The sequence below is a fragment of the Nigerium massiliense genome, from assembly GCF_000826085.1.
In the GTDB taxonomy this organism is placed as follows: Bacteria; Actinomycetota; Actinomycetes; order Propionibacteriales; family Propionibacteriaceae; genus Propioniciclava; species Propioniciclava massiliense.
The window spans coordinates 830874-857572 of record NZ_CCYM01000003.1; the positions used below are offsets into that span (position 1 = coordinate 830874).

Annotated in this window: 25 protein-coding genes, 3 tRNA genes and 1 pseudogene; 15 read left to right on the forward strand and 14 right to left on the reverse strand. The window is 69.9% G+C overall.

All coding sequences use genetic code 11. From position 1 onward, the window contains the following. Nucleotides 1-53 precede the first annotated feature (53 nt). The 3 genes from BN1187_RS10250 (at nt 54) to BN1187_RS10260 (ending at nt 3342) form a co-directional block, all read left to right on the forward strand. The gene (locus BN1187_RS10250) at nt 54-782 is read left to right on the forward strand and encodes a DUF72 domain-containing protein (protein ID WP_040161404.1); all 729 of its coding nucleotides are present in this window, start codon (nt 54-56) and stop codon (nt 780-782) included. A 92-nt stretch (nt 783-874) separates the two neighbouring features. Next, entirely contained in the window at nt 875-2308 is a 1434-nt protein-coding gene (gene xylB / locus BN1187_RS10255; RefSeq protein ID WP_040161406.1) for a xylulokinase, read from the forward strand. 2 nt (nt 2309-2310) lie between these two features. Next, on the forward strand, nt 2311-3342 hold the full coding sequence (locus BN1187_RS10260) for a nitronate monooxygenase (protein ID WP_040161409.1): 1032 nt from the start codon (nt 2311-2313) through the stop codon (nt 3340-3342). A gap of 107 nt (nt 3343-3449) precedes the next feature. Here the strand turns inward: BN1187_RS10260 and BN1187_RS10265 are convergent. Together BN1187_RS10265 and ppk2 are read right to left on the reverse strand one after the other, a co-directional pair. After that, nucleotides 3450-3522: transfer RNA gene (locus tag BN1187_RS10265), tRNA-Arg, on the reverse strand. Between the two features lie 62 nt (nt 3523-3584). Further along, nucleotides 3585-4463 carry a polyphosphate kinase 2 gene (gene ppk2 / locus BN1187_RS10270; protein ID WP_218184684.1) on the reverse strand — a complete coding sequence of 293 codons (879 nt, stop codon included), beginning with the start codon at nt 4461-4463 and terminating at the stop codon, nt 3585-3587. A gap of 253 nt (nt 4464-4716) precedes the next feature. On the opposite strand from ppk2, the gene orn reads away from it, so the two are divergent. Beyond that, nucleotides 4717-5373: an oligoribonuclease gene (gene orn, locus BN1187_RS10275; RefSeq protein ID WP_072042100.1), complete on the forward strand. Its 657-nt coding sequence runs from the start codon at nt 4717-4719 to the stop codon at nt 5371-5373. 72 nt (nt 5374-5445) lie between these two features. Here the strand turns inward: orn and BN1187_RS10280 are convergent, their stop codons facing one another. Further along, on the reverse strand, nt 5446-7158 hold the full coding sequence (locus BN1187_RS10280) for a dihydroxyacetone kinase family protein (RefSeq protein ID WP_040161411.1): 1713 nt from the start codon (nt 7156-7158) through the stop codon (nt 5446-5448). Nucleotides 7159-7320: 162 nt separating this feature from the next. Between BN1187_RS10280 and BN1187_RS10285 the strand changes: the two genes are divergently transcribed. Next, nucleotides 7321-8352, forward strand: a complete 1032-nt coding sequence (locus BN1187_RS10285; RefSeq protein ID WP_040161414.1) for a zinc-binding dehydrogenase — start codon at nt 7321-7323, stop codon at nt 8350-8352. A gap of 52 nt (nt 8353-8404) precedes the next feature. Here BN1187_RS10285 and efeB read toward each other — a convergent pair whose 3' ends face one another. The 3 genes from efeB to efeU are packed head-to-tail and all read right to left on the reverse strand — an operon-like array spanning nt 8405 to nt 11947. Continuing rightward, nucleotides 8405-9751 carry an iron uptake transporter deferrochelatase/peroxidase subunit gene (gene efeB / locus BN1187_RS10290; protein WP_082034640.1) on the reverse strand — a complete coding sequence of 449 codons (1347 nt, stop codon included), beginning with the start codon at nt 9749-9751 and terminating at the stop codon, nt 8405-8407. After that, nucleotides 9748-10959 (reverse strand): iron uptake system protein EfeO, encoded by a 1212-nt coding sequence (efeO, locus tag BN1187_RS10295; RefSeq protein ID WP_052462596.1) that lies wholly within the window; start codon nt 10957-10959, stop codon nt 9748-9750. Before efeO ends, efeB begins: the two co-directional genes overlap by 4 nt. A 13-nt stretch (nt 10960-10972) precedes the next feature. Beyond that, complete coding sequence (gene efeU, locus BN1187_RS10300; RefSeq protein ID WP_072042049.1) at nt 10973-11947, reverse strand: iron uptake transporter permease EfeU; 975 nt, start codon at nt 11945-11947, stop codon at nt 10973-10975. A 326-nt stretch (nt 11948-12273) separates the two neighbouring features. Between efeU and BN1187_RS10305 the strand changes: the two genes are divergently transcribed. Continuing rightward, a tRNA-His gene (locus BN1187_RS10305) sits at nt 12274-12349 on the forward strand. A 49-nt stretch (nt 12350-12398) separates the two neighbouring features. Next, nucleotides 12399-12656 (forward strand): annotated as a pseudogene (locus BN1187_RS15005) (CPBP family glutamic-type intramembrane protease); the annotation flags it as partial. On the opposite strand, the gene BN1187_RS15130 reads toward BN1187_RS15005, so the two are convergent. Together BN1187_RS15130 and BN1187_RS10320 are read right to left on the reverse strand one after the other, a co-directional pair. Next, entirely contained in the window at nt 12554-13201 is a 648-nt protein-coding gene (locus BN1187_RS15130; protein WP_082034641.1) for an ATP-binding cassette domain-containing protein, read from the reverse strand. The pseudogene BN1187_RS15005 and the gene BN1187_RS15130 overlap by 103 nt on opposite strands. Next, a complete protein-coding gene (locus tag BN1187_RS10320; protein ID WP_072042051.1) occupies nt 13164-13562 on the reverse strand; it encodes a GntR family transcriptional regulator in 399 nt (132 codons plus the stop codon). The genes BN1187_RS15130 and BN1187_RS10320 overlap by 38 nt, the downstream gene beginning before the upstream one ends. Nucleotides 13563-13825: 263 nt before the next feature. On the opposite strand from BN1187_RS10320, the gene BN1187_RS10325 reads away from it, so the two are divergent. The 3 genes from BN1187_RS10325 (at nt 13826) to BN1187_RS10335 (ending at nt 15944) form a co-directional block, all read left to right on the forward strand. Next, nucleotides 13826-14989 carry a DUF1727 domain-containing protein gene (locus tag BN1187_RS10325; protein WP_040162974.1) on the forward strand — a complete coding sequence of 388 codons (1164 nt, stop codon included), beginning with the start codon at nt 13826-13828 and terminating at the stop codon, nt 14987-14989. Further along, nucleotides 14986-15798: a type 1 glutamine amidotransferase gene (locus tag BN1187_RS10330; protein ID WP_082034643.1), complete on the forward strand. Its 813-nt coding sequence runs from the start codon at nt 14986-14988 to the stop codon at nt 15796-15798. Before BN1187_RS10325 ends, BN1187_RS10330 begins: the two co-directional genes overlap by 4 nt. Nucleotides 15799-15871: 73 nt before the next feature. Then, nucleotides 15872-15944 (forward strand) — tRNA-Lys (locus BN1187_RS10335). A gap of 195 nt (nt 15945-16139) precedes the next feature. Here the strand turns inward: BN1187_RS10335 and BN1187_RS10340 are convergent. The 5 genes from BN1187_RS10340 to BN1187_RS10360 all read right to left on the reverse strand — a co-directional run bounded on the left by BN1187_RS10340 (nt 16140) and on the right by BN1187_RS10360 (nt 20330). Beyond that, nucleotides 16140-17081, reverse strand: a complete 942-nt coding sequence (locus BN1187_RS10340) for a carbohydrate ABC transporter permease (protein WP_235750652.1) — start codon at nt 17079-17081, stop codon at nt 16140-16142. Further along, entirely contained in the window at nt 17078-18172 is a 1095-nt protein-coding gene (locus BN1187_RS10345) for a carbohydrate ABC transporter permease (RefSeq protein ID WP_082034644.1), read from the reverse strand. The genes BN1187_RS10340 and BN1187_RS10345 overlap by 4 nt, the downstream gene beginning before the upstream one ends. 65 nt (nt 18173-18237) lie before the next feature. Next, entirely contained in the window at nt 18238-19539 is a 1302-nt protein-coding gene (locus BN1187_RS10350) for an ABC transporter substrate-binding protein (RefSeq protein WP_040161422.1), read from the reverse strand. Nucleotides 19540-19713: 174 nt separating this feature from the next. Continuing rightward, the gene (locus BN1187_RS10355) at nt 19714-20010 is read right to left on the reverse strand and encodes a GroES family chaperonin (RefSeq protein WP_052462771.1); all 297 of its coding nucleotides are present in this window, start codon (nt 20008-20010) and stop codon (nt 19714-19716) included. Between the two features lie 32 nt (nt 20011-20042). After that, nucleotides 20043-20330: a DUF3618 domain-containing protein gene (locus BN1187_RS10360; RefSeq protein ID WP_040161428.1), complete on the reverse strand. Its 288-nt coding sequence runs from the start codon at nt 20328-20330 to the stop codon at nt 20043-20045. 67 nt (nt 20331-20397) lie between these two features. Here BN1187_RS10360 and bcp point away from each other — a divergent pair, with 67 nt between their 5' ends. Beyond that, nucleotides 20398-20874 carry a thioredoxin-dependent thiol peroxidase gene (gene bcp / locus BN1187_RS10365; RefSeq protein ID WP_040161431.1) on the forward strand — a complete coding sequence of 159 codons (477 nt, stop codon included), beginning with the start codon at nt 20398-20400 and terminating at the stop codon, nt 20872-20874. Continuing rightward, nucleotides 20874-21671, forward strand: coding sequence for a DUF4261 domain-containing protein (locus BN1187_RS10370; protein ID WP_040161433.1), 798 nt, complete (start codon nt 20874-20876; stop codon nt 21669-21671). The genes bcp and BN1187_RS10370 overlap by 1 nt, the downstream gene beginning before the upstream one ends. 83 nt (nt 21672-21754) lie before the next feature. Here BN1187_RS10370 and BN1187_RS10375 read toward each other — a convergent pair whose 3' ends face one another. Beyond that, complete coding sequence (locus tag BN1187_RS10375; protein WP_040161436.1) at nt 21755-22936, reverse strand: hypothetical protein; 1182 nt, start codon at nt 22934-22936, stop codon at nt 21755-21757. A 238-nt stretch (nt 22937-23174) separates the two neighbouring features. On the opposite strand from BN1187_RS10375, the gene BN1187_RS10380 reads away from it, so the two are divergent. The 3 genes from BN1187_RS10380 to BN1187_RS10390 are packed head-to-tail and all read left to right on the forward strand — an operon-like array spanning nt 23175 to nt 26617. Then, nucleotides 23175-23642, forward strand: coding sequence for an OsmC family protein (locus tag BN1187_RS10380; RefSeq protein WP_040161439.1), 468 nt, complete (start codon nt 23175-23177; stop codon nt 23640-23642). 42 nt (nt 23643-23684) lie between these two features. After that, nucleotides 23685-25274 carry an FGGY-family carbohydrate kinase gene (locus BN1187_RS10385; RefSeq protein ID WP_052462598.1) on the forward strand — a complete coding sequence of 530 codons (1590 nt, stop codon included), beginning with the start codon at nt 23685-23687 and terminating at the stop codon, nt 25272-25274. Continuing rightward, a complete protein-coding gene (locus BN1187_RS10390) occupies nt 25271-26617 on the forward strand; it encodes a sn-glycerol-1-phosphate dehydrogenase (RefSeq protein ID WP_040161442.1) in 1347 nt (448 codons plus the stop codon). Before BN1187_RS10385 ends, BN1187_RS10390 begins: the two co-directional genes overlap by 4 nt. Nucleotides 26618-26699 lie beyond the last annotated feature (82 nt).

Below are 26699 nucleotides of genomic sequence, written 5' to 3' on the forward strand. Positions count from 1 at the left end.
GGCGACCCCGGACACTTTCCGTTCCGGCCGTGTCGGGGTGAAGGATGGCGCCCATGGCGACGCGCATCGGCACCTCGGGTTGGAGCTACGACCACTGGGACGGCGTCCTCTACCCACCCGGGACGAAGCCGGCCGCTCGCCTGGCCTGCTACGTCGCCGAGTTCGACACCGTCGAGCTCAACGCGAGCTTCTACCGCTGGCCGCGCGATGTCTCGTTCGCGTCCTGGCAGCGGCGGCTGCCCGACGGGTTCCAGCTGACCGTGAAGGCGCCCCGCGGCCTCACGCACGCCCGCAAGCTCTACCAGCCCGAGCAGTGGTGCGAACGCATCCGCACCGCCTGGACCACGCTCGACGGCAAGCGCGGCGTCCTGCTGGTGCAGCTGCCGCCGAACCTGGCCCGCGACGACGCCCGCCTCGACTACTTCCTCGCCCAGCTCGACGGCATCCCGGTCGCCGTCGAGTTCCGGCACGACTCGTGGCTGTGCGAGGACGTCTTCGCGCTGCTGGCGCGGCACGACGCGGCCTACGTCGTGATGAGCGGGGCAGGGCTGCCGTGCGTTCTGCGGGCGACGGCGTCCTTCGTCTATGTGCGGCTGCACGGCCCCGACCACGGCTCGCTCTACGCCGGCTCGTACTCCGACGACGACCTGCGCTGGTGGGCCGACCGGATCCGGGAGTGGGAGGGAGCAGGAAGCGACGTGTACGTCTACTTCAACAACGACGGCGGGGGCAACGCGGTGCGCAACGCCCGCGGCCTGCGGCACCTCCTCGGCCAGGGCTGAGCGTGGGGCCAGGCTGAGCGTGGCTGCCCGACGCGGATGAAAAATGTCGGACGGCAGTGGCAGGCTGTAGCCAACGACCCAGGAGGTTTCCCATGGCAGCCCCGCAGTTCGTCGCCGGCGTCGACTCGAGCACACAGTCGTGCAAGGTCCTGATCGTCGACCCGCGTACCGGAGAGATCGTGCGTCAGGGCAGCGCGCCGCACCCCGACGGCACCGAGGCGGATCCGGCCGCGTGGTGGGCCGCCCTGCAGCAAGCGGCGGAGGCGGCCGGCGGGCTGGCCGATGTCGCAGCGGTGGGGATCGGCGGCCAGCAGCACGGCATGGTGGCGCTCGACGCCGAGGGGCAGGTGATCCGCCCGGCCCTCCTGTGGAACGACACCCGCTCCGGCCAGGCCGCGAGCGACCTCACCGAGGAGTTCGGGGCGTCCTGGTGGGCCGACGAGATCGGGCTGGTGCCGGTGGCGTCCTTCACGGTGACGAAGCTGCGCTGGCTGGCGGATTCCGAGCCCGACAACGCCGCCCGCGTCGCCGCGGTGGCGCTCCCGCACGACTGGCTGACCTGGAAGCTCAAGGGCGGTGCCGATCTCGCCGACCTGACCACCGACCGCTCGGACGCCTCCGGCACCGGCTACTTCGTGGCCGCCTCGGGCGAGTACCGACGCGACGTGCTGGCCGCGGCGCTGCGCATCGACCAGGACGCCGCCGCGGCGATCGTCCTGCCGCGCGTGCTCGGCCCGCACGAGGAGGCGGGCCGGTCGTCCGAACTGGGGCTGCGGGACGCGGTCCTGTCGCCCGGCTGCGGCGACAACGCGGGCGCGGCGCTCGGCCTGGGCCTGCAGCCGGGCGCAACGCTGCTGTCGCTCGGGACGTCCGGGGTGGTCGCGTCCGTTTCCGGCACGGCGCCGCACGACGCGTCCGGCCTGGTCGCCGGGTTCGCGGACGCCACCGGCGCGCACCTCCCGCTGGTCTGCACCATCAACGGCTCCCGCATCCTCGACACGATGGCGGCGGCGCTGCGCTGCTCCCACGACGAACTGTCCGCGCTCGCGCTGGACGCCGATCCGGGCGCCGGCGGATTGACCTACGTCCCGTTCCTCGACGGCGAGCGGACGCCCAACCTCCCCGACGCGAGCGGCACGCTGCTCGGCATGACGTCGGCGAACCTCACCCCGACCAACCTGGCCCGGGCCGCCGTCGAGGGCCTGCTCTGCCTGATGGGGTACGCGATCGACGCCATCCGCGCCCAGGGCGTCGACGTCGAGCGGGTCACCCTCACCGGCGGCGCGGCCCGCTCCGAGGCGGTGCGGAGGCTCGCGCCCGCGATCCTCGGCGTCGAGGTGCTGGTTCCCGAGCCCGGCCAATACGTCGCGCTCGGCGCCGCGCGGCAGGCCGCCTGGGTCCTCTCGGGGAAGGACGCCCCACCCGCGTGGGACGTCCCCGCCGAGGCGCACCGCCGTGACGACGACCATTCGTGGCTGCGGGAGCGGTTCAACGAGGCCGTCGACCGCGTCTCGGCGCGGGGCTGACCGTGTTCAGCCTCGGCGACCTCCGTGTCCCCATCGTCGCCGCCCCCATGGCCGGCGGCCCGTCCACGCCCGAGCTCGTCGCCGCGGTCGCGGACGCCGGCGGGTTCGGCTTCCTGGCCGCCGGATACCGGACGCCTGACGGTCTGGCCGAGCAGATCAGCCAGACCCGGCGGCTGACCGAGCGACCGTTCGGCGTGAACGTCTTCGTGCCCGAGCCGCCCGGCCCGGACGACCGGGCGCTCGCCGACGAGGTCGCGGTCTATGCGAGGCGGCTGGCCCCGGTGGCGGCCCGTTTCGGAAGCGGACTCGGAACGCCCGTGCCCAGCGATGACGACTGGGCCGCCAAGCTCGACGTCCTGGCCGACGACCCGGTCCCCGTCGTCTCGTTCACCTTCGGCCTCCCCCCGGTCGCCATCGTCGACCGGCTGCACGGGGTCGGGACGGCCGTGTGGGCCACCGTCGTCTCGGCCGACGACGCAGAGAGCGCGGCGGCGCGCGGCGTGGACGCCCTCGTCCTGCAGGGGCACCAGGCCGGTGGCCACCGGGGGACGTTCCGCGCCTCCGACGATCCGCCCGCGACCGACACGCTCGACCTCCTCGACCACGTGGCCGCGCGGACGCCGCTGCCGCTCGTGGCCGCTGGCGGGGTGTCGTCCCCGGACGCCGTCGGCGCGGCGTTGCGCCGGGGCACGTCGGCCGTCCAAGCCGGCACGGCGTTCCTGCTCGCTGACGAGGCGGGCACGTCCGCGACGCATCGCGCGGCGCTGCGGAACCCGGCCTTCACCGAGACGGTGATCACGCGCGCGTTCTCCGGACGCCCGGCCCGCGGCCTTCGCAACCGCTTCGCCGACGAGTTCGCAGCCGACGCCCCTGCCGCCTACCCGGCGGTGAACCAACTGACGGGCCCGCTGAAGAAGGCGTCGTCCGCCGCGGGGGACCCGCAATGGACGCACCTGTGGGCGGGCACCTCCTGGCGGCAGGCGCACGCAGGCGGCGCGGCGGAGATCGTCCGCCTACTCAGCGGCTCGTCGTAGGCGAAGGCGACGCCCGTCTGGACGGGACAACCGTCGCAAGGAGTTCGCGGAACTGTCCGACGGCTCCCGCCAGCGGGACCACAGGGTCCCGATGCCGACCCGCCCGGCGCCCCCGGGAGGATTCGAACCTCCGCACGACAGATTAGAAGGCTGCTGCTCTATCCCCTGAGCTACGGGGGCCGTGGCGACCACTGTAGTGGACCATCCCCGCGCTCCCCTATCCGGACGGGGCCGCGCGACGGTCAGTCGCCGACGGCCTCGCGGCCCCGGCGCACGATCAGCGGATCGGGATCGTAGACGATCGAGTTATCGCGCCCCTCGTAGTCGAACTGGTTGAGGAAGGCGCGCATCGCGTTGATGCGGGCACGCTTCTTGTCGTTGCTGCGGATGGTCGTCCACGGCGCGATGTCGGTGTCGGTGCCGGCGAACATGGCCTCCTTGGCCGCGGTGTAGGCCTCCCACCGGTCGAGGGATTCGAGGTCCATGGGCGAGAGCTTCCACCGCCGCACCGGGTCGATCTGGCGGATCGCGAAGCGGGTGCGCTGCTCACGCTGCGTCACCGAGAACCAGAACTTGGTCAGGTGCGTGCCCGATTCGATGATCATGCGCTCGAAGTCAGGCACCTGCTTCATGAACAGGTTGTACTGCTCGTCGGTGCAGAACCCCATGACCCGCTCGACGCCGGCCCGGTTGTACCAGGACCGATCGAACAGCACGATCTCGCCCGCCGTCGGGAACTGCTGGATGTAGCGCTGGAAGTACCACTGGCCCAGCTCGGTCTCGGTCGGCTTCGTCAGCGCGACGACGCGCGCGGCGCGCGGGTTCAGGTGCTCGGTGAAGCGCTTGATGGTGCCGCCCTTGCCCGCGGCGTCGCGGCCCTCGAAGACGATCATGTGGCGCTGGCCGTTGTCCTGGCCCCAGTACTGCAGCTTCAGCAACTCGACCTGGAGGCGGTACTTCTCCTCTTCGTACTCCTCGCGCTTCATGCGCTCGTCGTAGGGGTAGTCCTGCCGCCACGTCTCCACGGCGCGACCGCCCGGATCGATCAGATCGGGGTCGGGCCCGGTGGCATCGGCGACGCTGTAGCCCTCGTTGATCAGCTTGTCGATGAACTCGCGCAGGTTCTCCCGTTGACCCGGAGCTTCGTCGAACAACTCGGTCAGTTCGCTGGGTTCACGCACGGCAACTCCTTCGAGAACGGGGGGCAACGGACCTGGCCCACTCTAATGGGAACGCGACGGGAAACCCCATCCCGAACATGGCTTTACGGTTGCGGCTGGGCGAACATCCAGGTGGTCCGCGCGGACGCCTGCGCTGCCCTGGGGCGCCCGCGCCGGACCCGGCGCCACCCAGGACGCCGATAGAGTGGACGCCGTGAATGACCGACTGGTGTGGATCGACTGCGAGATGACCGGCCTCGACCTGGCGAGCGATGCGCTCATCGAGGTGGCGGCGCTCGTGACGGACGGCGAACTGAACGTGCTGGGCGAGGGCCTGGACGTCATCATCAAGCCGAGCGACGAGGCGCTGGCCACCATGGGCGACTTCGTCCGCACCATGCACACCAAGTCGGGCCTGCTCGACGAACTGCCCGAGGGCCTGTCGATGGCCGAGGCCGAGGACGCCGTGCTGGCCTACATCACCGAGTACGTCCCCACCGCGCGGCAGTGCCCGCTGGCGGGCAACTCGATCGGCACCGACCGGGCCTTCCTCGCCCGCGACATGCCGCGGCTCGAGGGTCACGTCCACTACCGCAACGTGGACGTCTCCACCTTGAAGGAGCTCGCCCGCCGCTGGCAGCCGCGTGTCTACTTCAACGCCCCGGCCAAGCACGGCAACCACCGCGCGCTCGCCGACATCCAGGAGTCGATCGAGGAGCTGCGCTACTACCGCGACGCGTTCATCACGCCCGCGCCGGGCCACTCTCCGGCCGAGCTGAAGGCGATCGCCGCGAAGCACGAGGCGTCCATCACCGGCATCGGCCAGGACGCGACGCCCGCCCCCGCCACCGAGGCTTCCGACACGCACTGATCAAGGCGCGCGACGGCGCCCGGCAGACCGCTCCGGTCCGCCGGGCGCCGCTGCGTCTGCCCTGGAGAGCGCTCAGCCCCGCGCGGAGACCCGCTCGGCCACCAACGCGGCGATCATCGCCAAAGACACCGCGCCCGGGTCGGGCGTGCCGACGCTCTTCTTGCCCAGCGGACGCGCCCGGCCCAGCTTCGCGACGAGCGCCGTGGTGGAGTCGGCGCCCTCCTGCGCCCGCTGCGCCGCGGAGATCCAGGCGGCGCCGGCGTCGCCGTCCGCGGCGCCCTCGAACGTGTCGACCATCGGGCTCAGCGCGTCCACGAGCGTCTTGTCGCCGACGTGCGCCCCGCCGAGCCGCACGCAGGCGTCCAGGGCGGCGCGCAGGGCCGCGGCCTGCGTGGCCTGGTCGACCGGGTCGGCGTCCCCCAGCGTGTTGCCGATCGCGGTGAGCATCGCGCCCCACAGCGCGCCGGACGTGCCGCCCGCGCGCTCCGACCACGAGTCGCCCGCGCCGACCAGCAGGGTCTGCGCGCCCGCGCCCTCGCCGACCAGCCGTTGAGCGGTCTCCGCGGCCGCCGCTGAACCCTTCACCATGCCGCTGCCGTGATCGCCGTCGCCGGCCACCGCGTCCAGGTCGCCGAGCTTCTTCTCGTTCTCCTTGAGCATCGTGGCGATGTCGCCGAGCAGAGCGCTGAGCTTCTGCGCCACCTGCTGCGACTCGGCCGAGCCCGGCGTGCCGACGTCGATCTGCGGCCGCTCGGTACTGAGCTCGGCGTCGTCGGCCTCGACCTCGGCGACCGATCCCTTGCGGTAGGCGGGCGTGTCGCAGGCCGCGAACCACAGCGGCTCGATGACGTCGTCCAGCCACAGCAAGGTCAACGACAGCCCCGCCATGTCGAGCGACGTCACGAACTCGCCCACCTCGCCCTCGACGACCTCGACGCCGGCGTCGGCCAGGCGCCTGGCCACCCGCCGGTAGACCATGAAGAGGTCCTCGTAGGCGCACGAACCCAGCCCGTTGACGATGGCCACGACGCGCTCACCGGAGTCGTCGGGGCGATCGGCGAGCAGCCCGTCCACGAGCAGGTCGGCGATCTCGTCGGCGGTGCCGAGCGGGCGGGAGTCGATGCCGGGTTCGCCGTGGATCCCCAGGCCGATGCCCATGGTTCCGGGCTCGACGTGGAACAGCGCGTCGTCCGCGCCGGGCAGCGTGCAACCGTCGAAGGCGACGCCGAAGGAGCGGGTGCGTTCGTTGACGCGGTCGAAGATCGCGACGACCTCGTCGATGCTCTTGCCCGCCTCGCAGGCGGCGCCGGTGACCTTGAAGGTGGGCAGGTCGCCCGCGATGCCGCGGCGCTTCAGGTGTTCCGCCGGCGAGGCGGACGCGATGTCGTCGGTGACGAGCAGGGTGCGGGCGTCGATGCCCTCGGCGCCGAGGCGCTCCACGGCCTGGCCGAAGTGCAGGACGTCGCCGGCGTAGTTGCCGAAGCCGATGAGGATGCCGGCGCCGCGGTCGGCCGCCTTGCACACGCTGTAGGCCTGCGCGCCGGACGGGGACGCGAAGATGTTGCCGGCCACGGCGCCGTCCGCGAAGCCGGGGCCGACCCAGCCGGCGAAGGCCGGGTAGTGACCGGAGCCGCCCCCGACGATCAGCGCGACCTTGCCCTGCTCGGTCTTGGTTGAGCGGACGACGCCGCCGTAGACGGGCTTCACGTAGCGCTTGTTGGCGAGGGCGAACCCCTCCAGTGCCTCCTCGGCGTAGTCGGCCGGATCGTTCGTCAGTCGAGCCATGCTTGGTTCCCTCGAATCATCTTCTTCGTCGAAGATCTCGTTGATGGATGGTCGGGGCCGCCGGACCGGTCGTCGGATCGGCCGGGCCCTGCTTCAATGGTGGCCTACGCACACCGCCGTCCGGGAGGGTTTGGACGGCTGTTCACCTTGTCAGGAGAAACTATGCGCGCCGCAGTCTTCACCGGTCCCGGCTCCATCGAGCTCCAGGACATCGAGACCCCCTCGGCCGGGCCCGGGGAGATCGTGATCAAGGTCGAGGCCGCCACCCTGTGCGGCACCGATCTGCGCATCCGGTCGGGGGCCAAGTCGGCGGGGGTCGTGCCCGGCACCGTGATGGGCCACGAGATCGCGGGCCGCATCGAGCAGATCGGCGAGGGCGTCGAGGGCTACGAGGTCGGCAGGCAGGCCACCGTCGCGATCGTCGTCGCCTGCAACCACTGCCCCCAGTGCCTGGACGGCCGCGAGCACTTGTGCGACCACCTGCGCCTGTTCGGCTACGCGATCAACGGCGGCTTCGCGGAGTACGTGCTCGTCCCCGCGGACGTGGTCGCGAACGGCAACGTCGTCCAGGCGACCAAGGAGCTCCCGCCGACCCACCTCGCGCTCGCCGAGCCCCTGTCGTGCTGCCTGAACGCGCACGCCCAGTACCGGGTGGAGCCAGGCGACACCGTCGTCATCCTGGGCGCCGGGCCGATCGGGTTGCTGCAACTGCAGCTGGCCAAGATGAGCGGGGCTCGCAACATCGTGGTCACCAACCGCTCCGCCGGACGCCGCGAGGTCGCCGAGCGCCTGGGCGCCACCCACGTCGTCAGCCCGGACGACGTGGCCGCGGCCGTCGCCGAGGCCACCGGCGGACGCGGCGCGGACGCCGTGGTGGTCTGCATCGGCGCCAACGAGCTCGCGACGACCGCGCTCGAGCTGGCGCGTCCCGGCGGTCGGGTGAACTACTTCGCGGGCTTCTCGAAGGGGACGAGCGCCGACGTCGAGGTCAACCTCATCCACTACAAGGAGCTGACGGTGACCGGCGGCTCGAACGCCCGCCGGGCCGACGTCGTCCGCGCGGTGAAGGTGCTCGAGTCGGGCGTGATCGACGGCGACGCGATCGTCACCCACACGTTCAGCCTGGACGACATCGCGGATGCGTACCAGGCCGTCGAGGACAAGCTGGGCGTCAAGATCGCCGTGACGCCCTGAGCCGCGGGCGCGTTCAGCACACCCGGGCCGGGACGGCCCAACAGTGGTACCGCTAGAAGATCGCCTCCCCCACGAATCCCTCACCGGGCTTGAGCCCGGGCGGGCAGATGAAGAGTCCCGACCCGGTGTGCTGCAGATACTCCGTCATCGCGTCTCCCACCATCTTGCTCAGGATCGAGATGAAGTTCCGGTGCGGGTCCCGGCCGAACGCGATGAAGAACAACCCACCGCGCAGCCGCCCCAAGGGGTCGTTGCCCTCCATGAAGTTGTAACCGCGCCTCAGCATGCGGGCCCCGCCGTTGTGCGAGGGGTGGACCACCGCCAGGTGCGACCCGGCGTCGATCGCGAGCCGGCCGTCGCCGTCCTTCGCCGCGAAATCGGGCGCATCATGTTCCCTCTGCCCGGACAGCGGTGCGCCTTCCAGCTTGTCGCGGCCGACGATGCGCTCTTGCTCGGCGAGGCTGAGCTCGTCCCAGACCTCCATGAACATGGAGATCTTGCGCACGCCCATGTAGGCGCCCCCGGCGAAGTACTTCCCGGCCGGATCGCCCGGCTGGATCCAGAGGTTATCGGTCAGCAGTTGCTGACTGTCCTCCCCCTTGAGGGAAGCCGTCCCATCCTTGAAGCCGAACAGGTTGCGCGCGGTCTTCTGCCCCTTCGACGTCGACGACGTCCGCCCATAGCCGAGTTGGCCCCACCGCACCGATGCCCGTCCGAAGGCGATGCGCGTCAGGTTGTGAATGGCGTGCATCGCCACCATGGGGTCCTCCGCGCAGGCCTGGACGATCAGGTCGCCGTTGCAGGTGCTGGGGTCGAGCTTCTCCCCCGCCATCCGCGGCACCGCGTGCAGCAGATTGGCCGGCCGTTTCGACGCCAGCCCGTACCGGTCCTTACCGCTGGGCGTCTCGAACAGGGACGCGCCGAAGCCGAACGTGATCGACAGCCCGGCCGGCCCCATGTCCGTCGTCTCCCCGGTGTCGTCGGGCGGCACCTCGCGATTGGCCCGCGGCTGCCCCACCAGGGCCCCTTGGGTGAGGTTCTCCGCCGCGGTCGTCCACTCGGTCAGCAGCGCGATGAGGTCATCTCGGGAATCGGTGACCAGATCGAAGGCCGCTGTGTGCATCTGCTGTTGCTGCGGGGTGAGGATGCCCTGCTGATGTTCGCCCCGGAACGGGTAGGACAGCGCCATCACGTCGGCCGCGGTCGTCGCCCGGTTTCCGCCGAGGGAGTACCCGCCGACCGCACCGGCGCCCAGCCCCAGGGCTGCGATACCGCTGCCGGCCAGCACACCGCGCCGGGAGATCCCCCGACGCTGCCGAGAAGCCGCGTCCTGCTCGTCGGAGGTGCGGACCTGGTGCGTATCCCCTCCCCCGGAGTGATCCGTCTGGTGGGGGTTCACGCCAGGATCGCCCCCGTCAGCTTGGCCAGCGGACGCCGCAGTGCGTTGACCTGGTTGGAGAGTGTCTTGCGCTGGGCGTCGCTCACCTTGTCGTAGAACACGAAGCCCTCGCCGTGCTTGAACGTGTCCAGCTCGGCCTGCATGGCGGCGAACCGCGTTTTGAGCTGTTGGGTGAGCTCCGGATCTTTCTTCTCGGCGAGCTTCTCGACATTGCCGAAGGCCACCTTCGCGCCCTCGACGTTGGCCTGGAAGTCCCATAGATCGGTGTGCGAGAAGGCCTCTTCCTCGCCGGTGATCTTCGAGGTGGCGACCTCCTCCAGCAGCCCGATGGCCCCGTTGGAGATGTCGTCCAGGTTCACCGTGAAGTCGTCGGAGTACACCAGGCCGTACAGAGTCTTGGTGTCGGCGCTGAGCTTGTCGGCGACTTTCACCCCCTCAGCCTGCGACAGCCCTTGGTAACCGGAGGGACGCCACAGGTCTTTCTCGAGCACGTGCCAGCCGCTCCACTCCCGCGACGTGGTTCCCGCGGCTTGGTAGTCGACCTCGCGCTGGTCGAGCGCGACGTCGAGGTCGCCCGCCTCCTTGATACCGAACGCTTCGGCCGTGGGCTCGATGCGCTCGTAGTGCTGGCGCGCGGTCGGGTAGAGCTGCTTGGCCTTGGCGGTGTCGCCTGCCTTGTAGGCGGTGACGAACGCGGCCGTCGCCGCGGTGAGCTGGCCGACCTGATCGCGCACGTAGGCCTTGTAGGCAGTGACGGCCTGATCCCGGAGCTGCCGCTCGTCCTGGGAGACCTCGACCGCCCGCCCCGAATCGCTCACGGTGAACTGCTTCGCCCCGACGAGCGGGCCGACCATGTTCTTCTTGCAGGCGGTGAAATACGTCCCCGGCTCGAGCACCACCGCGTACTCGGTGGTGGTGCCGGGGCCGAGGTTCTCCCGCTCGCCCACGATGCGAAGCCGGTCGTCCGCCAGGATCTCGAACTCGTTCTTGACCGTGCCCTGGTTGACGAGCGAGAACGTGACCCGGCCCGAGGGCACGGCGGCGGTCGCCACGTCGCAGCCGTCGTCGCTGATCGTGACAGCGAGCGGCCCGCCGGCGCTCGGTGACCCGGTGCCGGCGGCGGGCGGAGCGGGGTTGTTGGCCACGCAGCCCGACACCATCCCCGCGGCCATCAAGGTCATCGCGGTGGCTAGCGTTGTCTTCTTCATGGAGTGTTCCCCTTCACTGTGTGCTGGTTGAGTGGGTGTGGTCGGTCGGCGCTGCCGACCGCGTGTTCTGGGGCGCTGGCGGCTCCCCTGCGGCCGCCTCGACGCCCCCGTGACCGCTCGTGGCCGGTCCCGGTGTGGGGCGCACCGCCGCACGGCGGCGTCCACTCGTACTGAGCTGGCGGGTGAACAGCACGAGCACGGGGATCAGGTACAGCAGGTAGCCGGCGAGCTGAAGATGGGTCGGCGCCAGCAGATACTGGACGCCGAAGAACGCGTTGAGGAGCACGAACCACAGCGAGCCCGCGTGATCGACGATGAGCCCGGACGCGTCGTAGACCGTGACGCCCCACCCGGGAAGGACGCCCGCCTCTTGCAGGTCGCCCAACCCATACAGCACGATGCCGGCGGCCACGAAGATGAGCAAGAAGCCCGTGACGGCGAAGAACGCGCGCAGGTTGATCGCGCGCGAGCCGCGGTAGATCAGCCAGCCGATCACGGTGGCGACGACCAGCCCTGCAGCGACGCCGAGTACGGGTTCCCACACCGCCGTGTGCGCGGAGCTGCGTACGACACCCCACACGAAGACGGCCGTCTCGACGCCTTCGCGGCCGACCGACAGGATCGCCAACCAGACCAGCGCCCACGAGGAGCCCTTTTCCAGGGCCTGGGCCGCGGACGAGCCCACCTCGAGGCTGACCTGGCGCGAGTTCCTGCCCATCCAGAAGATCATCCAGGTGACGAAGCCCGCCGCGATGATCGAGAGCGTGCCGCCGATGGTCTCCTGGGCCTCGAACGTCAGAGAGTAGGGGCCCCAGATCATGGCCGCTCCGGCGCCGAAGGGCAGCACGACCGCGATCACGACCCCGAGCCACAACGCCGGCAGGGCGTCGCGGCGGTTCATCTTCACGAGGAAGCCCACCAGGATTCCGACGATGAGCGCGGCCTCGACGCCCTCACGCAGGGCGATCAAGAAGTTCGCGAGCAACATATTCTCTCACTCCGAGTGCCGTGGCCGGGACCCGCCGGCCGCTTCGTCCGATGGACACCGACGGCGCCCTGACGTTTAGGTAAGGCTAACCTAACTTATGTGCGGTGCTCAACATGACCCCGCCGGCAGAACTCGTCAGGGCGTCCTCGCCCCACCGGCCCACGGCCCGGACGCGGTTGTTCAGCGGTCTGACGGGCCTTCGAGAGCAACCGCGGACGGGCGCGATCGCCGTCAGAGCCCCGGGTCGTCGGCCGATTTCGAGAAACCAGCGCTGGGAAGCTATGCTGATCCTCGCTGCCCGAACGGATCACGTTCGGTTGCGCATGGTGGGTATAGCTCAGCTGGTAGAGCACCTGGTTGTGGTCCAGGGGGTCGCGGGTTCAAGTCCCGTTACTCACCCCAAGAAGGGCGAGGTTCACACCCTCGACCAGAGGCACCGCTCTGGTCCGGTATGAACCTCGCCCTTCTTTCGCGTCTCAGCCAATCAGCCCCCGCGGTTGTCGATGAAGCGTTCCGAGGCTTGCCGATGCAGCTCTTCGGCGCCAGGCTGCGTCACCCGCTGTGGGGCGTCCTCCTCCCGATCCCGTTGTTCGTCCTGGGGCACGGCTACAACCCCGCGGGCCAGGTGGACGTGGCCTTCTTCGCGTTGGCCGCGGGGCTCCTGGTGTGGCGCACAGGCGGGCTCGAAGCCGCCATCGTGCTGCACGCGGTCAACAACACGGCCGCGAGCCTGCTGGCCGCTGTCGGGCTGTCCGACCCTAACGCCACCCACGTGGGATGGGGTCCGGCCTGCTCCTCCACGATCAGGCGCGCGAGCCTGTCGCGGGAGGGGGCGTCGAGCCCGGCCTGGGGTGCCGGGCCGGACGTCGAAGGCCGCCAGCAGGTCGTGGGCCCGATCGCGGTCGAAGTTCGGGTTCGCGCGGCCGAACGCGCGGGCCAGGCTCGCCAGGCTCTGATCCCCAGCGTGCCGCACGCGCTGGGTGGCCAGGTGGACCAGCCCTGGGCTGCGGCCGAGGCGTCCCACCGGCACGCCCATGACGGACGCGGAGCCGGTGATGTTCGGTTCGCGACCGGCGAGCACCGCAACAGGGTCGTCTTGCCGGCCCCGTTGCGGCCCAGCAATCCGACGATGGCTCCGTCGGGCACGGACGCGGTCACGTCGTGCAGAGCCTGCACGGACCCGAACCGAACGCCGAGCCGAGACGTGGTGAGGGCATCAGTCATGGCGGGACTCCTTAACCAGTGCAACGACATCGTCGTCGGTGAGCCCGAGGCGGCGGGCCTCGGCGAGGGCGGGAGCGAGGAACTTGGCGGGGAAGTCGGCGCGGCGGCGTCCAACCAGGGCGTCGCGGGCCCCAGGCGCGACGAACATGCCGATACCGCGCCGCTTGATCAGGACGCCGTCAGCGACGAGCTGATTGACACCCTTGAGCGCGGTCGCCGGGTTGATCCGGTGGAAGGCGGCGATCTCGTTGGTGGAAGGTGCCTGGGCCCCCTCGTCGAGGAGGCCGTCGACGATGTCGTTCTCGATCGCCTGGGCGACCCGGACGAACAGCGGCAACTCCACGGCCCCATCGGCCTGGCCGATGGGTTCATTAGTGGAGTAACTAACCATGGAACCATGATGCTCCCCCGGCGGCGGCGGCGCAAGAGCCTGGCGCCAGGACGCCGCGACGGCGTGCGAGATCAGGATTGTCGGCGCGACGGGGCAGAATGACCCTCGTGACTGACAGCGAACTGAGCCGACGAGCCGCCCCGGCCGACCTCGCCTCCACCGAGCGCGTCCGTCTGCGGGCCGCCACCTGGATCGGGGACGTCGCCGCGTGGGCGTCCCGGCGCCTGGGCCGCGGATCCGGCGCCTCCATCCGGGGCCAGGTGATGACCAAGCTGGCCCCCGACGCCTTCGGGCAGCTGGTGCGCGGACGCCGCATCGCCTCGGTCACCGGCACCAACGGCAAGACGACCACCACGCACCTGCTGGCCGCGGCGGTCCGCGAGGCGCTGGGCGGCGATGCCCGCCGCCTGGTCACCAACGCCGACGGCGCGAACCTGCACTACGGCATCGCCTCGGCGCTGTCGACCGCCCCGCGCGCGGACATCGCCGTCCTTGAGACCGACGAACGCGTCGTGAAAGACCTCATCGCCAAGGGACGCCCCGAGGTCCTGGTGCTGCTGAACTTCTCCCGCGACCAGCTCGACCGCAACCACGAGATCAAGTTCCTCGGCCGGTCGTGGCGCGAGGCGCTGGAGGCCGCCGGCGAGGACGGCCCCGTGGTGGTCGCGAACTCCGACGATCCGCTGGTGACGTGGGCGGCGCAGAAGGCCCCCAAGGTGGTCTGGGTCGACACCGCGTCCACCTGGAGCGCCGACGCCGCGCTGTGCCCCAACTGCGGCGGCATGCTCGACCGCACAGAACGCTCCGCCGAGCACCCCACCGGCGCGTGGGACTGCCCCGACTGCGAGCTGACCGAGCCGCAGGCGTCCTACGCCGTGATCGGCGACCAGATCCGGCTCCCCGACGGACGCCTCGTCGACCCCCAGCTCAAGGTGCCGGGCAAGTTCAACATCGCCAACGCGGCCTGCGCACTCGGTGCGGCCGCCGAGTGGGGCATCGACGCCGACACCGCCCTGACGGGCTTCCGCACCGTGTCGGCGCCGGCGGGCCGGTTCTCCACGGCGACCATCGAGGGCGCGACCGTCCGGCTGGTGCTGTCGAAGAACCCGGCGGGGTGGAGCGAGTCGCTCCCCCTGCTCGTGTCCGACCCCGTCGTGCTGGCCATCGACTCGGTAGCCGCCGACGGCAAGGACGTCTCGTGGCTGTGGGACGTCGAGTTCGAGCAGCTGGCCGGACGCCACGTCATCTGCACCGGCCCGCGCGCCTACGACCTGGCCGTGCGGCTGTCGTACGCCGAGGTCGACCACGAGATCATCCTCGACCTGGGCCAGGCCCTCCACCGCGTCGCGGACGGCCCCCAGCCCGTGGACCTGATCGCCACCTATACCCCGTTCCAGAAGTTGCTCAAGATGGGAGGGCTGCGATGAGCCCCGACGAGTCCCCCGCGGTGCCGACCCCCGCGGACGCCGACCGCCCCGAGGACGCGGCCCTGCCGTCCAACCCGGCCACCGACAAGCCGGTCAAGATCGTGTTGATCTACCAGTCGTTGCTCGGCATCTACGGCGACCAGGGCAACGCGAAGGTGCTGCGCAAGCGCCTGGAGTGGCGCGGCATCCCGGCCGAGGTCGTGCTGGTCGAGCCTGGCGAGCCGGTGCCCAGCGACGGCTCGGTCTACCTGCTGGGGGGCGGCGAGGACAACGCGCAGACCACCGCGGTCCGCCTGCTGAAGGCCGACGGCGGGCTGTTCGAGGGGCTGGCCGGCGGCGCCGTCCTCTTCGCCGTGTGCGCCGGCTACCAGATCTGCGGCAAGACCTTCACCATCGGCGAGAACGACGCGGTGCGCGAGGGCCTCGGCCTGCTGGACGTCACCACCGTCCGCGGGCCCGAGCGCGCCGTCGGCGAGATCCTGACCCGCTGGACGAAGCCGGACGGCACGACGTCGCTGATCAGCGGCTTCGAGAACCACGGCGGCTGGACGACACTCGGTCCCGAGGCGACGCCGCTCGCCCGCGTCGAGTCCGGCATCGGCAACGCGGGCGACGGCACCGAGGGCGCGGTGCAGGGCAAGGTCATCGGCACCTACCCGCACGGGCCCGTCCTGGCCCGCAATCCCGAGCTGGCCGACCACGTGCTGTCCCTGGCCCTGGACGTCGAGCTGGCGCCGCTGCCCCAGGTGCAGGACGAGCATGATGGGCTGCGCCGCGAGCGGGCGGACTTCGTGCGGCGCCACCGGTAACCTGGGCGCGCGATGCCACGACGCCCCCTTCGATTTTGCGTGCTGGGGTGAGTGCCCTAATATTGATCTGTACGCGCCGCTAGCTCAACTGGCAGAGCAGCTGGCTCTTAACTAGCGGGTTCGGGGTTCGAGTCCCTGGCGGCGCACAGCGAGGGCTTCCGAGAGATCGGAAGCCCTTTTTGCTGCCCAGGCAACCTCGGCGGTCCCCCCTTGCCCTCGCGAAGGGTCCCGCCTCGCCCACGATCGAGATCGGTGCCGGTGCCGCGTGAGTGCCCTCCCACTCGGAACGCGCCAGGGGCGCCCGGATCGCTCCGGACGCCCCTGGCGCTGTGCGGGTGCGGCTACTTCACGCCGCCGGCGGTGAGGCCGGCCACGATGCGCCGCTGGAACAGCAGCACCATGATCAGCAGCGGCACCGTCAGGATGACGCCGGCCGCCATGATCGTCCCCCAGGGGGTGTCGAAGCCGTACTGGCCGGTGAACCGGCTCAGCGCGTTGACGGCGGTGAACATCTCCGGACGCGTGCCGAAGGTGTAGGCGATCATGAACTCGTTCCACACGGCGATGAACGTGATGATCGCTGTGGTGAAGACGCCGGGCGCGGCCAGCGGCAGGATGATCTTCACGAACGCCTGCGACGGCGTGCAGCCGTCCACCATCGCGGCCTGCTCCAGTTCGACGGGCATCTGGCGGAAGAACGCGGTGAGGTTCCACACGCACAGCGGCAGGCCGAACGACAGCGACGGGATGATGATCGCCTGGTAGGTGTTCATCCAGTTGAACGGGAACCACGCGTAGGCGCCGGTGAACATCTTGAACAACGGGATCAGCAGCGTGATGCCCGGAAACATCGAGCAGCCGATGATGATGCTCAGCACCAGCCCCTTGAGGCGGAACCGCAGCCGGGCCAGCGCGTAGGCCGCCATGATGCCGAGCAGCAGCGTCAACAGCGTCGTCACCCCGGAGATGACGATCGAGTTGATGAGCGCCTGCACGAAGTTGTTGCTCGGGTCGAATACGGCCACGTAGTTCTGCAGCGACGGCGGGTTCGGCACCAGGTCGGTGCTGCGGCCGTCCTCGGGCAGGCGCAGCGAGGAGACGATCATCCAGTAGAACGGCAGGATGCAGTACAGGATGATGAAGCCCATCCCGACGATGCTGCCGATCATGCCCAGCCACCACTTCCAATCGTGTGACGGCTTGCTGAGGGTGGCCAGTTCCTCGTCGCTCAGGCGCGTCCGCTCGGCCGGTTGCTGCGGCGCGGTGCTGTGAACGGTGCTCATGAGGATGCACTCCCGGTGGTGACGGTGCTCCCGGCACGCGAGCTCAGGCGCTGCTGCTTGGCGAGCTTGCGCTGCGCCCGGCGGCGATCCTGAATGGCCCGGGTCTCGGGGTCGTCGACGACCTCGGCTCCGAGCAGCTTCACGAACAGGAAGGCGACCAGAACGATGTAGAGGAACAGGACGATCGAGTAAGCGGCCGCCTGCCCGTACCGGCCCGCGTCGTTCTCGAAGTACGCGAACATCGACAGCGTCTCGACGTAGTACTTGCCGGGCCCGATCATGCCCCACGGCAGATCGAACATGCGCATGGTGTCGAGCGTGCGGAACAGCACCGCCACCACGAGCGCGGGCTTGACCATCGGCAGCGTGATACGCAGGAACTGTTGCCAGGCGCTCGCGCCGTCCACCCGGGCGGCCTCGTAGACCTCGTCCGGGATGGTCTGCAGGCCGGCCAGCGTCAGCAACCCGATGAACGGCGCCGTCTTCCACACGTCCGCGATGACGATCGCCCACTGGGACGCGTTGTTGTCCGCCAGCCACAGCGTCTGGTGCCCGGCGAGCTTGTTGACGATTCCGTCCGCGTCGAACATCAGGCCCCACATCTTCGCGGACACCATGGTCGGGATCGCCCACGGCACCAGGATGGAGGCGCGCACCAGGCCGCGTCCCTTGAAGGCTTTGTTCATCACGATCGCCATCGCCACGCCGATCGCCGTCTCCAACACCACACACACGACCGTGAAGAACGTGGTGTTGAGGAAGGCGTTGATCAGGCGGTCGACCGAACCCCACGCGGCGGGCACCGCCTGGGGGTTGGCGAAGATGTCGGTGAAGTTCTGCAACCCCACGAACGACTCGCCCTGGGCGATCATGCCGGTCACGGGATCGATGCCGTCGTTGCGCCGGAACAGCGACTCGCGCACCGACAAGAGGATGGGGATGCCGACGACGAGCAGGATGACCAGCATGGTCGGTGAGATCAGCAGTCCGGCAAGTCCACCCTGACCGTCGCTGAGCACGTTCTTCTTGGGCCTGCGGCCCGAGCGAGGGGCGGGCGCATCAGCGCCGGCCGTCTCCACAGCAGTTGCCATGTTCTCCTCCTACAGGGAATGCCCGGCGCGGGGGTCGTCCTCCGCGCCGGTCACCCGTCAGACGGTCACTTGGTGAGGCTCTCCAGCTTGGTCTGCAGCTCGTCGAAGGCCTGCTTCGGGTCCTTCTGGCCCTGCAGCGCGGCATACGTGGAGTCCTGGATCGCCAGCGTCACGTCGCTGTAGCGGACGGCCTTCGGCCGCGGCTTGGCGATCTTGATCGACTCGTACAGCGTCGGCAGGTACGGGAACTGCTTCGTCAGCTCGGCGTCGCTGTACAGCGCCTCGACCGTCGGGGCGTTCGAGGCCTTCTGTAGGCGGCGCTTCTGGTTCTCGGGGCTGTTCATCCACTTGACGAACTCGAGCGCGGTGCCCTTGTTCTTGGTGAACGTCGAGATGCCGAAGTTGTGACCGCCCAGCGTCGAGACGCCCGGGCCGGACAGGCCGGGCAGCGGCGCGACCTCGAACTTGCCCTTGAGCTTCGACTGGACCGCCTTGTTGTAGACGTAGGGCCAGTTGCGCAGGAAGAGGATCCTGCCGCCCTCGAACGCGGTGCGGGACTCCTCCTCCTTCCAGGTCACGGCCTCCTTCGGGATCGTGCCGTCCTTGATCCAGCCCGCCATCCAATCGACGCCCTTGATGGCGGCCTCGGTGTTCACGGCGGGCTTGCCGTCGGCGGTGATGAACTCGCCCCCCGCGGAGTTGACGGCCTCGGCGATGTTGCAGGTCAGACCCTCGTACTTCTGGTGCTGACCGGCGTAGCAGGACATGCCCTTCTGGCCCGGGAGCACCTTGTCGCAGATCTGTTTCATCTCGTCCCAGGTCTTCGGGGGCTCCTTGATGCCCGCCGCGTCCAAAAGGTCCTTGCGGTAGTACAGCAGCGCGCCGTCGGAGGTGCTCGGGTAGGCGTACAACTTGTTGAAGTAGGTGGCGCCGTCGACGGCGGACTTCAGCATGCCGTCCATCGGCGCCTTGTCGGCGGGGAGCTGCTCGAGCCAGCCGTTGGCGGCGAACTCGGCGGTCCAGACGATGTCGACGCTCATCACGCTGAACTCGCCGGACTTGGCCTGCGCGCGCTTGACCATGTCGGCGCGCTGCTGATCGGCGGAATCGGAGAGCTCGACGAAGGTCACCTTCTCGTTCGGGTGAGCCTTGTTCCACTCGTCGATCTCGCCCTTGACGTTGCCCGAGGTGTCCTTGCCCTGGGCGTAGGTGATGGGGCCCTTCTCATCCCAGTTCGCGGACGACGCGGTCTGCTGACCACCGGACGCGGGCGCTGCCGGCTGAGAGCCGGAGCAGGCGGCGGTCGCGAGCAGAGCCGTCAGCGACCCAAGCGCGACGATGGCCCGAATCGGACGTGGATTGGACATGAGACCTCACTTCGTTGTGGGTGGCGCATCAGTTCGCGCCTCCGGCTGCGCAAAATAGTAGGGCCAAGTTCGCTCCAGGGTGGGAAGTCGGGGGAGCTTTTTTTCAGGGTGTCGACCACTTCGCCCGTCTGACGGCACCGGGCGGTGGGAGCCGCCCGGCAGCGCACGAGCGGGTCAGAGGTAGAGCCCGGCGTGGCCGTCCGTGATGCGCTCGGCGGCGACCGCGTGCACGTCGCGCTCGCGCAGCAGAAGGTACACCTTGCTCTGCAGCTCGACCTCCGCGCGCTCGTCGGGGTCGAACAGGACGCGGTCGTCCACCTTGAGGGCCCGCACGCTGGAGCCGACGGCGACCACGCGCGCCCAGGCCAGGCGGCGTCCCATCTGCACGGTGGCGGGGATCAGGATGCCGCCGCCCGACTTGCGCTCGCCGTCCTCACCCTCGGTGGTGACCAGGATGCGGTCGTGCAGCATCCGGATCGGCAGGCCCGGATCCGGCGCCGTCACTAGCGACGGAAGATCGACTTGAAGACGACGGCGAAGGCGATGGTGCCCACGACCGCGACGGCCAGGTAGCCGACGCGCTCCCAGTCGATGTCGCCGTTGGCGTCACGGATGTGCTCGGACGCGGAGTTGACCTCCTCGGCCGCGAAGTCTTTCGCGTCGTTGATGGCGCGCGTCTTCATGGCCTGCGGGTGAACCTGCGAGATCAAGCCCTCGACGTTGCTCGCGAGGCGACGGCGAGCTTCGGCGAGTTCGGCCTCGATCTGAGCCGTGTTCTGCGACGGTGCCACGGTGCGTCCTTCCATCGGGTGCGGTGACTGCGTCATCACCCTAGACCAGAGCACTAGGGTATGGCACATGACGACCCTGAAGGTGGGCGACACTGCCCCGGATTTCACGCTGCCCGACGCCGACGGCAAGCCCGTCTCGCTGTCCGACTACGCAGGACGCCGCGTCATCGTCTATTTCTACCCCGCCGCGCTGACCCCGGGGTGCACCACCCAGGCGGTCGACTTCACCGCCGAGCGTGACGAGCTGGCCACGGCCGGCTACGACGTCATCGGCATCTCCCCGGACGCCCCGGCCAAGCTGGCGAAGTTCCGCGACCAGGAGCACGTGACCGTCACGCTGCTCTCGGACGCCGACAAGACCGTGCTCAACGCCTACGGCGCCTTCGGCATGCGCAAGCTCTACGGCAAGGAGATCGAGGGCGTCATCCGCTCGACCTTCCTCGTCGACGTGGACGCCGACGGGCACGGCACGATCCAACTGGCGCAGTACAACGTCAAGGCGACCGGCCACGTGGCCCGGCTGCGCCGCGACCTCAGCATCTGATGGCGGCCTTCACCCACCCGGCGCCGCAGTCCCCCGTCCTGGGGTTCGGGCTGTTCGCCGACCAGGCGCCCACGGCGGACGCGCTCGCCGCCGCCCTCCTCGACGAGTTCGAGACCGGCGTGACCGTGGAGGCGCAGACCGACAGGTTAGGCCGTCCCATCCAGGTCGTCGTCGTCCGCACCGACGACGTGGTGATCCTCGTCACGCCCGTCGGCGCCCCCGTCCCGGCCCAGGAGGTGCTGCGCGCGTGCCACCCGCTGTGGTGGGACGACACGGATCCCGTCGCGCGGCATCGCGCCCACGTCATCATCGCCGCGACCCCGCCGGACGGACGGCCGGTCGATCGCGCACAGGCGCTGATGCAGGCCAGCCTGTTCTCGGTGGTCGCGTCGATCGTCATGGAGCAGCCCGGGGCGACCGCGCTCCACTACGGCAACGCCGGCATCACGTTCCCCGCGGAGCGCTACTCCGGGCTGGTCGTCGACGCCCTCGAGGGCGGCGAGGCGCCCGTCGACGTCTGGACGTCGGTGTGGATGGGACGCAACGACGACGGCACCGTCACCGCGTGGACGCTGGGCCTGGACACGTTCGGCCACGCCGACCTCACCGTGCAGGGCTCGCCCCTGGAGCCCGAGGAGGTCTTCGAGCGGCTGGTGTCGCTGGCCGCCTACATCGTGACGACCGGCGCCGTCCTGCTGCCCGGCCAGTCCGTCGGGTACAGCGCCGATCAGCAACTGCCCGTCGAGGCCAGCGGTTCCCAGATGCACCCGAACGGCGCGTTGCGCATCGTCTGCTGAGCTCGGCCTCCCGATGGCGCTGCCGCCCGCGCCGGGAGGACGGCAGGCGCGCGACGATGAGCGTTCGGGGACGAGCGCTCGGGTCAGAGCAGGCCGACCATGATGCTGGCGATCACCACGGAGCCGACACTCACCGAGGCGAATCCGCCGACCAGCATCGGGGCGAGCATCGCGTCCACCAGAGCCTCGCGCTCCTGTGTGGTGCGCCCGACGGACCGGGCGACCTCGTGGGTGAGCAGGTAGTCGGCGGGGAACCCGTAGGTGGCCGTCAGGCTGACGGCCATGCCGAGCTCGACGCGCAGCTTCAGCAGCTTGGTCGCGATGATCCCTCCGATGAGGATGCCGATGACGCCGATGACCAGGATCACCAGGGTCGGGACGATGGCGGCGAGGACGTCGGCCAGGCTCGCCTTGACCAGCGGCGCCATGACCAACGCGATGATCGCGGCCATCGCGATCCCGAACGAGTTGGCCTTCTCGAGCGCGCGTTGGGGTGCCAGGCCCAGGGCGGCGGCGATGACGCCGAACACCAGCGCGACGATGGACGACGGCACCTGCGTCAGCCCCGCCACGAACGTCGCCAGCGCACCGCCGACGCACACGACGAACAACATGAACAGGTGGTTGTCGACCAGCGACTCCGGCATGGTGACCAGCGTGCGGTGCGACCGGTGCTCCTCGGCGTCCGTCGCGTCGTCGTCCTTCTGGCCGTAGTGCTTCAGGAGCTCGCCGGAGTCGATCAGGTGCTGGGCGTGCCGGCGCAGCAGGAAGTTCGTCAGGGGCATGGTCGGAAGCGACTGCAGCATCAGGACCATCGAGGGCACGACGAGCACCGAGCCCGTGAGACCGGCCCGGACGAGGCCCTGGGTGGTCAGGCCGGTGGCGACGATGCCGCCGGCGAGCGGTCCGGCTCCCGCGACCGAGGTCGCGAAACCGAACAGCGGCGTCACGACCGCCACGATCGCCAGGACGGCCACCAGCATGGCCGCGAACGTGATGATGACCGACCGCCACTGCTGTAGGAGTTGCCTCAGCGGCAGCAGGGTGCCCATGTGGAACAGCAGGGGTCCGGTGGTGATGGTGTAGACCTGCAGCAACAGGGAGTCGTCGATGACGCCCTGGGGCACAAGGCCGGCCTTCGCCACGACGAAGATGCCGAGCATCGCGACGAGCAGGCTCGGGACGCGGGCCTTCGACCAGATGGAGACGAGTTCACCGAGCGCGATGAACGCGGTGACGATGACGATCGCGTAGACAGGGTTCATGGTTGGTCCTTGGGGCTGTGCTCACGAAGATCAACACCCGGCCGTGCAGGACCGGATCCGCCCGCGCTCGTCGCAGGCGCTTCTTTCGCTCACCCCCGACCGGTCGCGGTCACGGGCTGGCGGCCACACTAAAGCGGATCGCGACGACTTCTCACCTGTCGACAGTATGCGAGACCTTCGGAGCGCGCCTCGCGGGATACTCGATCGCGTCGACGACGCACGATTCGAGGAGAGATCCATGAGCACGCAACCCGACGATTCCTTCCCGCTCCCGACGAACTTCGGACCCGGCAGCGTCTGGGCGGACCGCGTCGGCGAGCGCACGCTGGTCGGCCGCACCCAACGCGGGGTCGAGATCCCGATCGGCACGGGCGAGGGCGAGGTCTCCCCCGGCGAGCTGTTGAAGCTCGCGCTGATCGGCTGCGCGGGCATGTCCGCCGACTTCGCCATCGGACGCCGTCTCGGCCCCGACTTCCGGATGCGCCTGTTCGCGCACGGCCTGTCCGACAAGGACACCAACCGCTACCCCGAGATCGCCGAGGAGATCCAACTCGACCTCGCCGGGCTGGACGCCGACGGGCTCGAACGGCTGCGCGCCGTCATCGACCGCGCGATCGCCGCCGGATGCACGGTCGAGCGGACGGTCGTCCCGGGGGCGGCCGTTCGTCACCGTCTGCTCGATCCGCAGGAATTGTCGGAGCCCTGATCTAGGGTGAAAGGCGAATCGATCGACAAGGGAGTGAGATTGATGAGCGACGTCTTCATGGGCATCGACCTCGGCACCGGAGGCGCCCGCGTCGGGCTGTTCGACGAGGCGGGGACGCCGATCGCGTTCCGCGATTCCACGGTGCGGTCGTCCTACCCGCGCCAGGGCTGGATGGAGCAGGACGCCGACGAGTGGTGGTCAGCCCTGAGGAGCTCGGTGCACGACGTGCTGGCGAGCTCGGGGGTCGCCCCGTCCGACATCGTGGGCATCGGCTACGACGCGCACTCGGCGTCGCTCGTGGCGGTGGACGCCGACGCGAAGCCGTTGCGTCCGGGCATCATGTGGGCCGACGTCCGCGCTGCGGAGCAGGCGGCCCGGGCTGGCGAGATCGACCACTGGGCGCGGCTGTACAACGGCGGCGGAGAGGACGCCGTCTCCGCGGAGTGGTTCATCTACAAGGCGCTGTGGGTCAAAGAGAACGAGCCCGACGTCTGGGCGAAGGCGCGCTGGGTGCTGGACGCCCCCGACTGGATCGGTCTCAAGCTCACCGGCGAAGCAGCGACCAACATCACCAGCGCCTCTCTGAAGATGCACCACAACAACGATCACGGCGGCTGGCCCACCGACTTCTACGCCCAGCTCGGCCTCGACGACCTGCTGACCAAGGTGCCTGAGACCGTGAACCCGCTCGGCGAGCGCCTCGGCACCCTCACCGCCGAGGCCGCTGAGGAGCTGGGCCTGGCCGAGGGCACCCCGGTCGCCCAGGGCACCATCGACGCCGAGGCCGGCATGATCGGCATGAACGTGCTCGAGCCCGGCAAGATGGCGCTCATCACCGGGTCGAGTAACTGCCTGCTCGCCCAGGCGGCCGACCCGCTGTTCGGCCCGGGCCTCGTGGGCTCCCACACCGACGCGGTGCTGCCTGGCCAGTACACGGTCGAGGCGTCGCAGTCGTCCACCGGCTCGGTGGTTCGTTGGTTCCTCGAGACCTACGCCCGCGACCTGGTCGACGCCGAGGCCGCGGGCGGGGCGTCCGCGTACGACGTGCTGAACGAGGAATCCCGCGACATCCCGCCCGGCTCGGACGGCGTCCTGGTGACCGAGTACTTCCAGGGGAACCGCAGCCCGTACGTCGACGCGAAGGCCCGGGGCACGATCACCGGCCTGAGCCTCCACCACACCCGCGCGCACCTCTACCACGCGGTGCAGGAGGCCACCTGCCACGGGCTCGAGCTCAACCTGCGCACGCTCCGCGGGCTGGGCTACGAGACGAAGCAGCTCGTGGCCTGCGGGGGCGCGCTGTCGAGCCCGGCGTGGATGCAGATGCACGCCGATGTCACCGGCATGGACATCACGATCACGCAGGTGCAGGACGGCCCGACGCTGGGCTCGGCGATCCTGGGCGCGGTCGCGTCCGGGCGGTTCGCGAGCATCCCCGACGCCGCGGCCGCGATGGTGCACCAGAAGGCCGTGGTCTCTCCCGACCCCCAGCGTCACGAGGAGTACACGTTCTGGACGGAGCAGTACGCCGCCATCCACCCGGCTGTCCGCGGCATCCAGCACGCCGTCTCCGACCACCTGTCCCGCCAGGGACGTTCCGCCGCCCAGCCCCCGAAGGAGCACCAGTCATGAGCAACGAACAGATCGACCGGGCCGTCGCCAAGGCCAAGGACACCGACGTGGTCGAGGTCGGCCGGGGGCTCCTGCCCGACAGCGGGCGCGTCATCGCCGACGGCCTCCTGCGGCAGGGAAAGCCGGCGATGCTCGTGGCCGACGGCAACACTTGGGACGCCGCGGGCGCCGCGGTCGAGCGCTCGTCGCGCGAGGCCGGCGCCGACCTCGTCGAGCCGTTGATCTACCCGGCGAAGCCGACGCTGTACGCCGCTTACGAGCGCGCCGAAGAGGTGCGCGACCGGCTGCGCGAAACCGGTTCCCTGGGCGTCGCGATCGGATCGGGAACGCTCAACGACATCGTGAAGCTGGCCTCCGGCGAGCTCGACCAGCCCTACGCGGTCGTCGGGACGGCCGCGTCCATGGACGGCTACAGCGGCTTCGGCGCACCGATGACCCGCGACGGAATCAAGATCACCATGCCCTGTCCGGCACCGAAGGTGGTGGTCTTCGACGTCGAGGTCGCCGCGGGCGCGCCGACGGCGATGGCGGCTTCCGGGTACGGCGACCTGTCGGCGAAGATCCCGGCCGGAGCCGACTGGATCTTGGCGGACGCCGCGGGCGTCGACCCCATCGACCCGCTGGCGTGGGAGCTGGTGCAGTCCGGCGTCCGCGAGGCTCTGTCGCGCCCGGCCGAACTCGCTGCGGGCGTGCCCGACGCGTTCGAGGGGCTGTGCAGCGGGCTGGTGCTCTCGGGGCTGGCGATGCAGGTCGCCCAGGGCACCCGGCCGGCGTCCGGCGCCGAGCACTACTTCAGCCACCTGTGGGAGCTCGACCACCTCGGCGCCGACCAGGATCCGCCGCTCAGCCACGGCTTCAAGGTCGCGATCGGCACGCTGGCGATGACCGCGTTCTACGAGGCGTTCCTGCGTCGCGACCTGTCCCGGGTCGACCTGGACGCCGTGGTCGACCGGTGGCCGTCCTGGGAGCAGGTGGCGGCCGACATCAACGCCACGATGACCGGGCCGCTGATTCAAAAGGGCCTCAACGAGACCAAGGAGAAGTACGTCGACGCGGCAGGCCTGCGCGTTCGCCTGGGCCGGCTACGCGACGCGTGGTCAGACATCCGGCCGCGGCTCGACCAGCAGCTGATGCCCGCCCGCGAGCTGCAGCGCATGCTCGGCGAGGCAGGGGCGCCGACGCGTCCGGAAGACATCGGCCTGACGGCCGACGACGTCCGGCAGACCTTCCCGCGAGCGATGTACTACCGGTCGCGCTACACGGTGCTCGACGTCGCGCGCGAATTGGGCTGGTTCGACGAGATCGTCACGGAGATGTTCGCGCCCGGCGGGCTGTGGTCATGAACCACAACATGCTCGTAACACGGGCACAACGATCTCGAAACGTGGCTGAGGAGACTGGAGACCAAGCAGCGGCCAGCCGTCA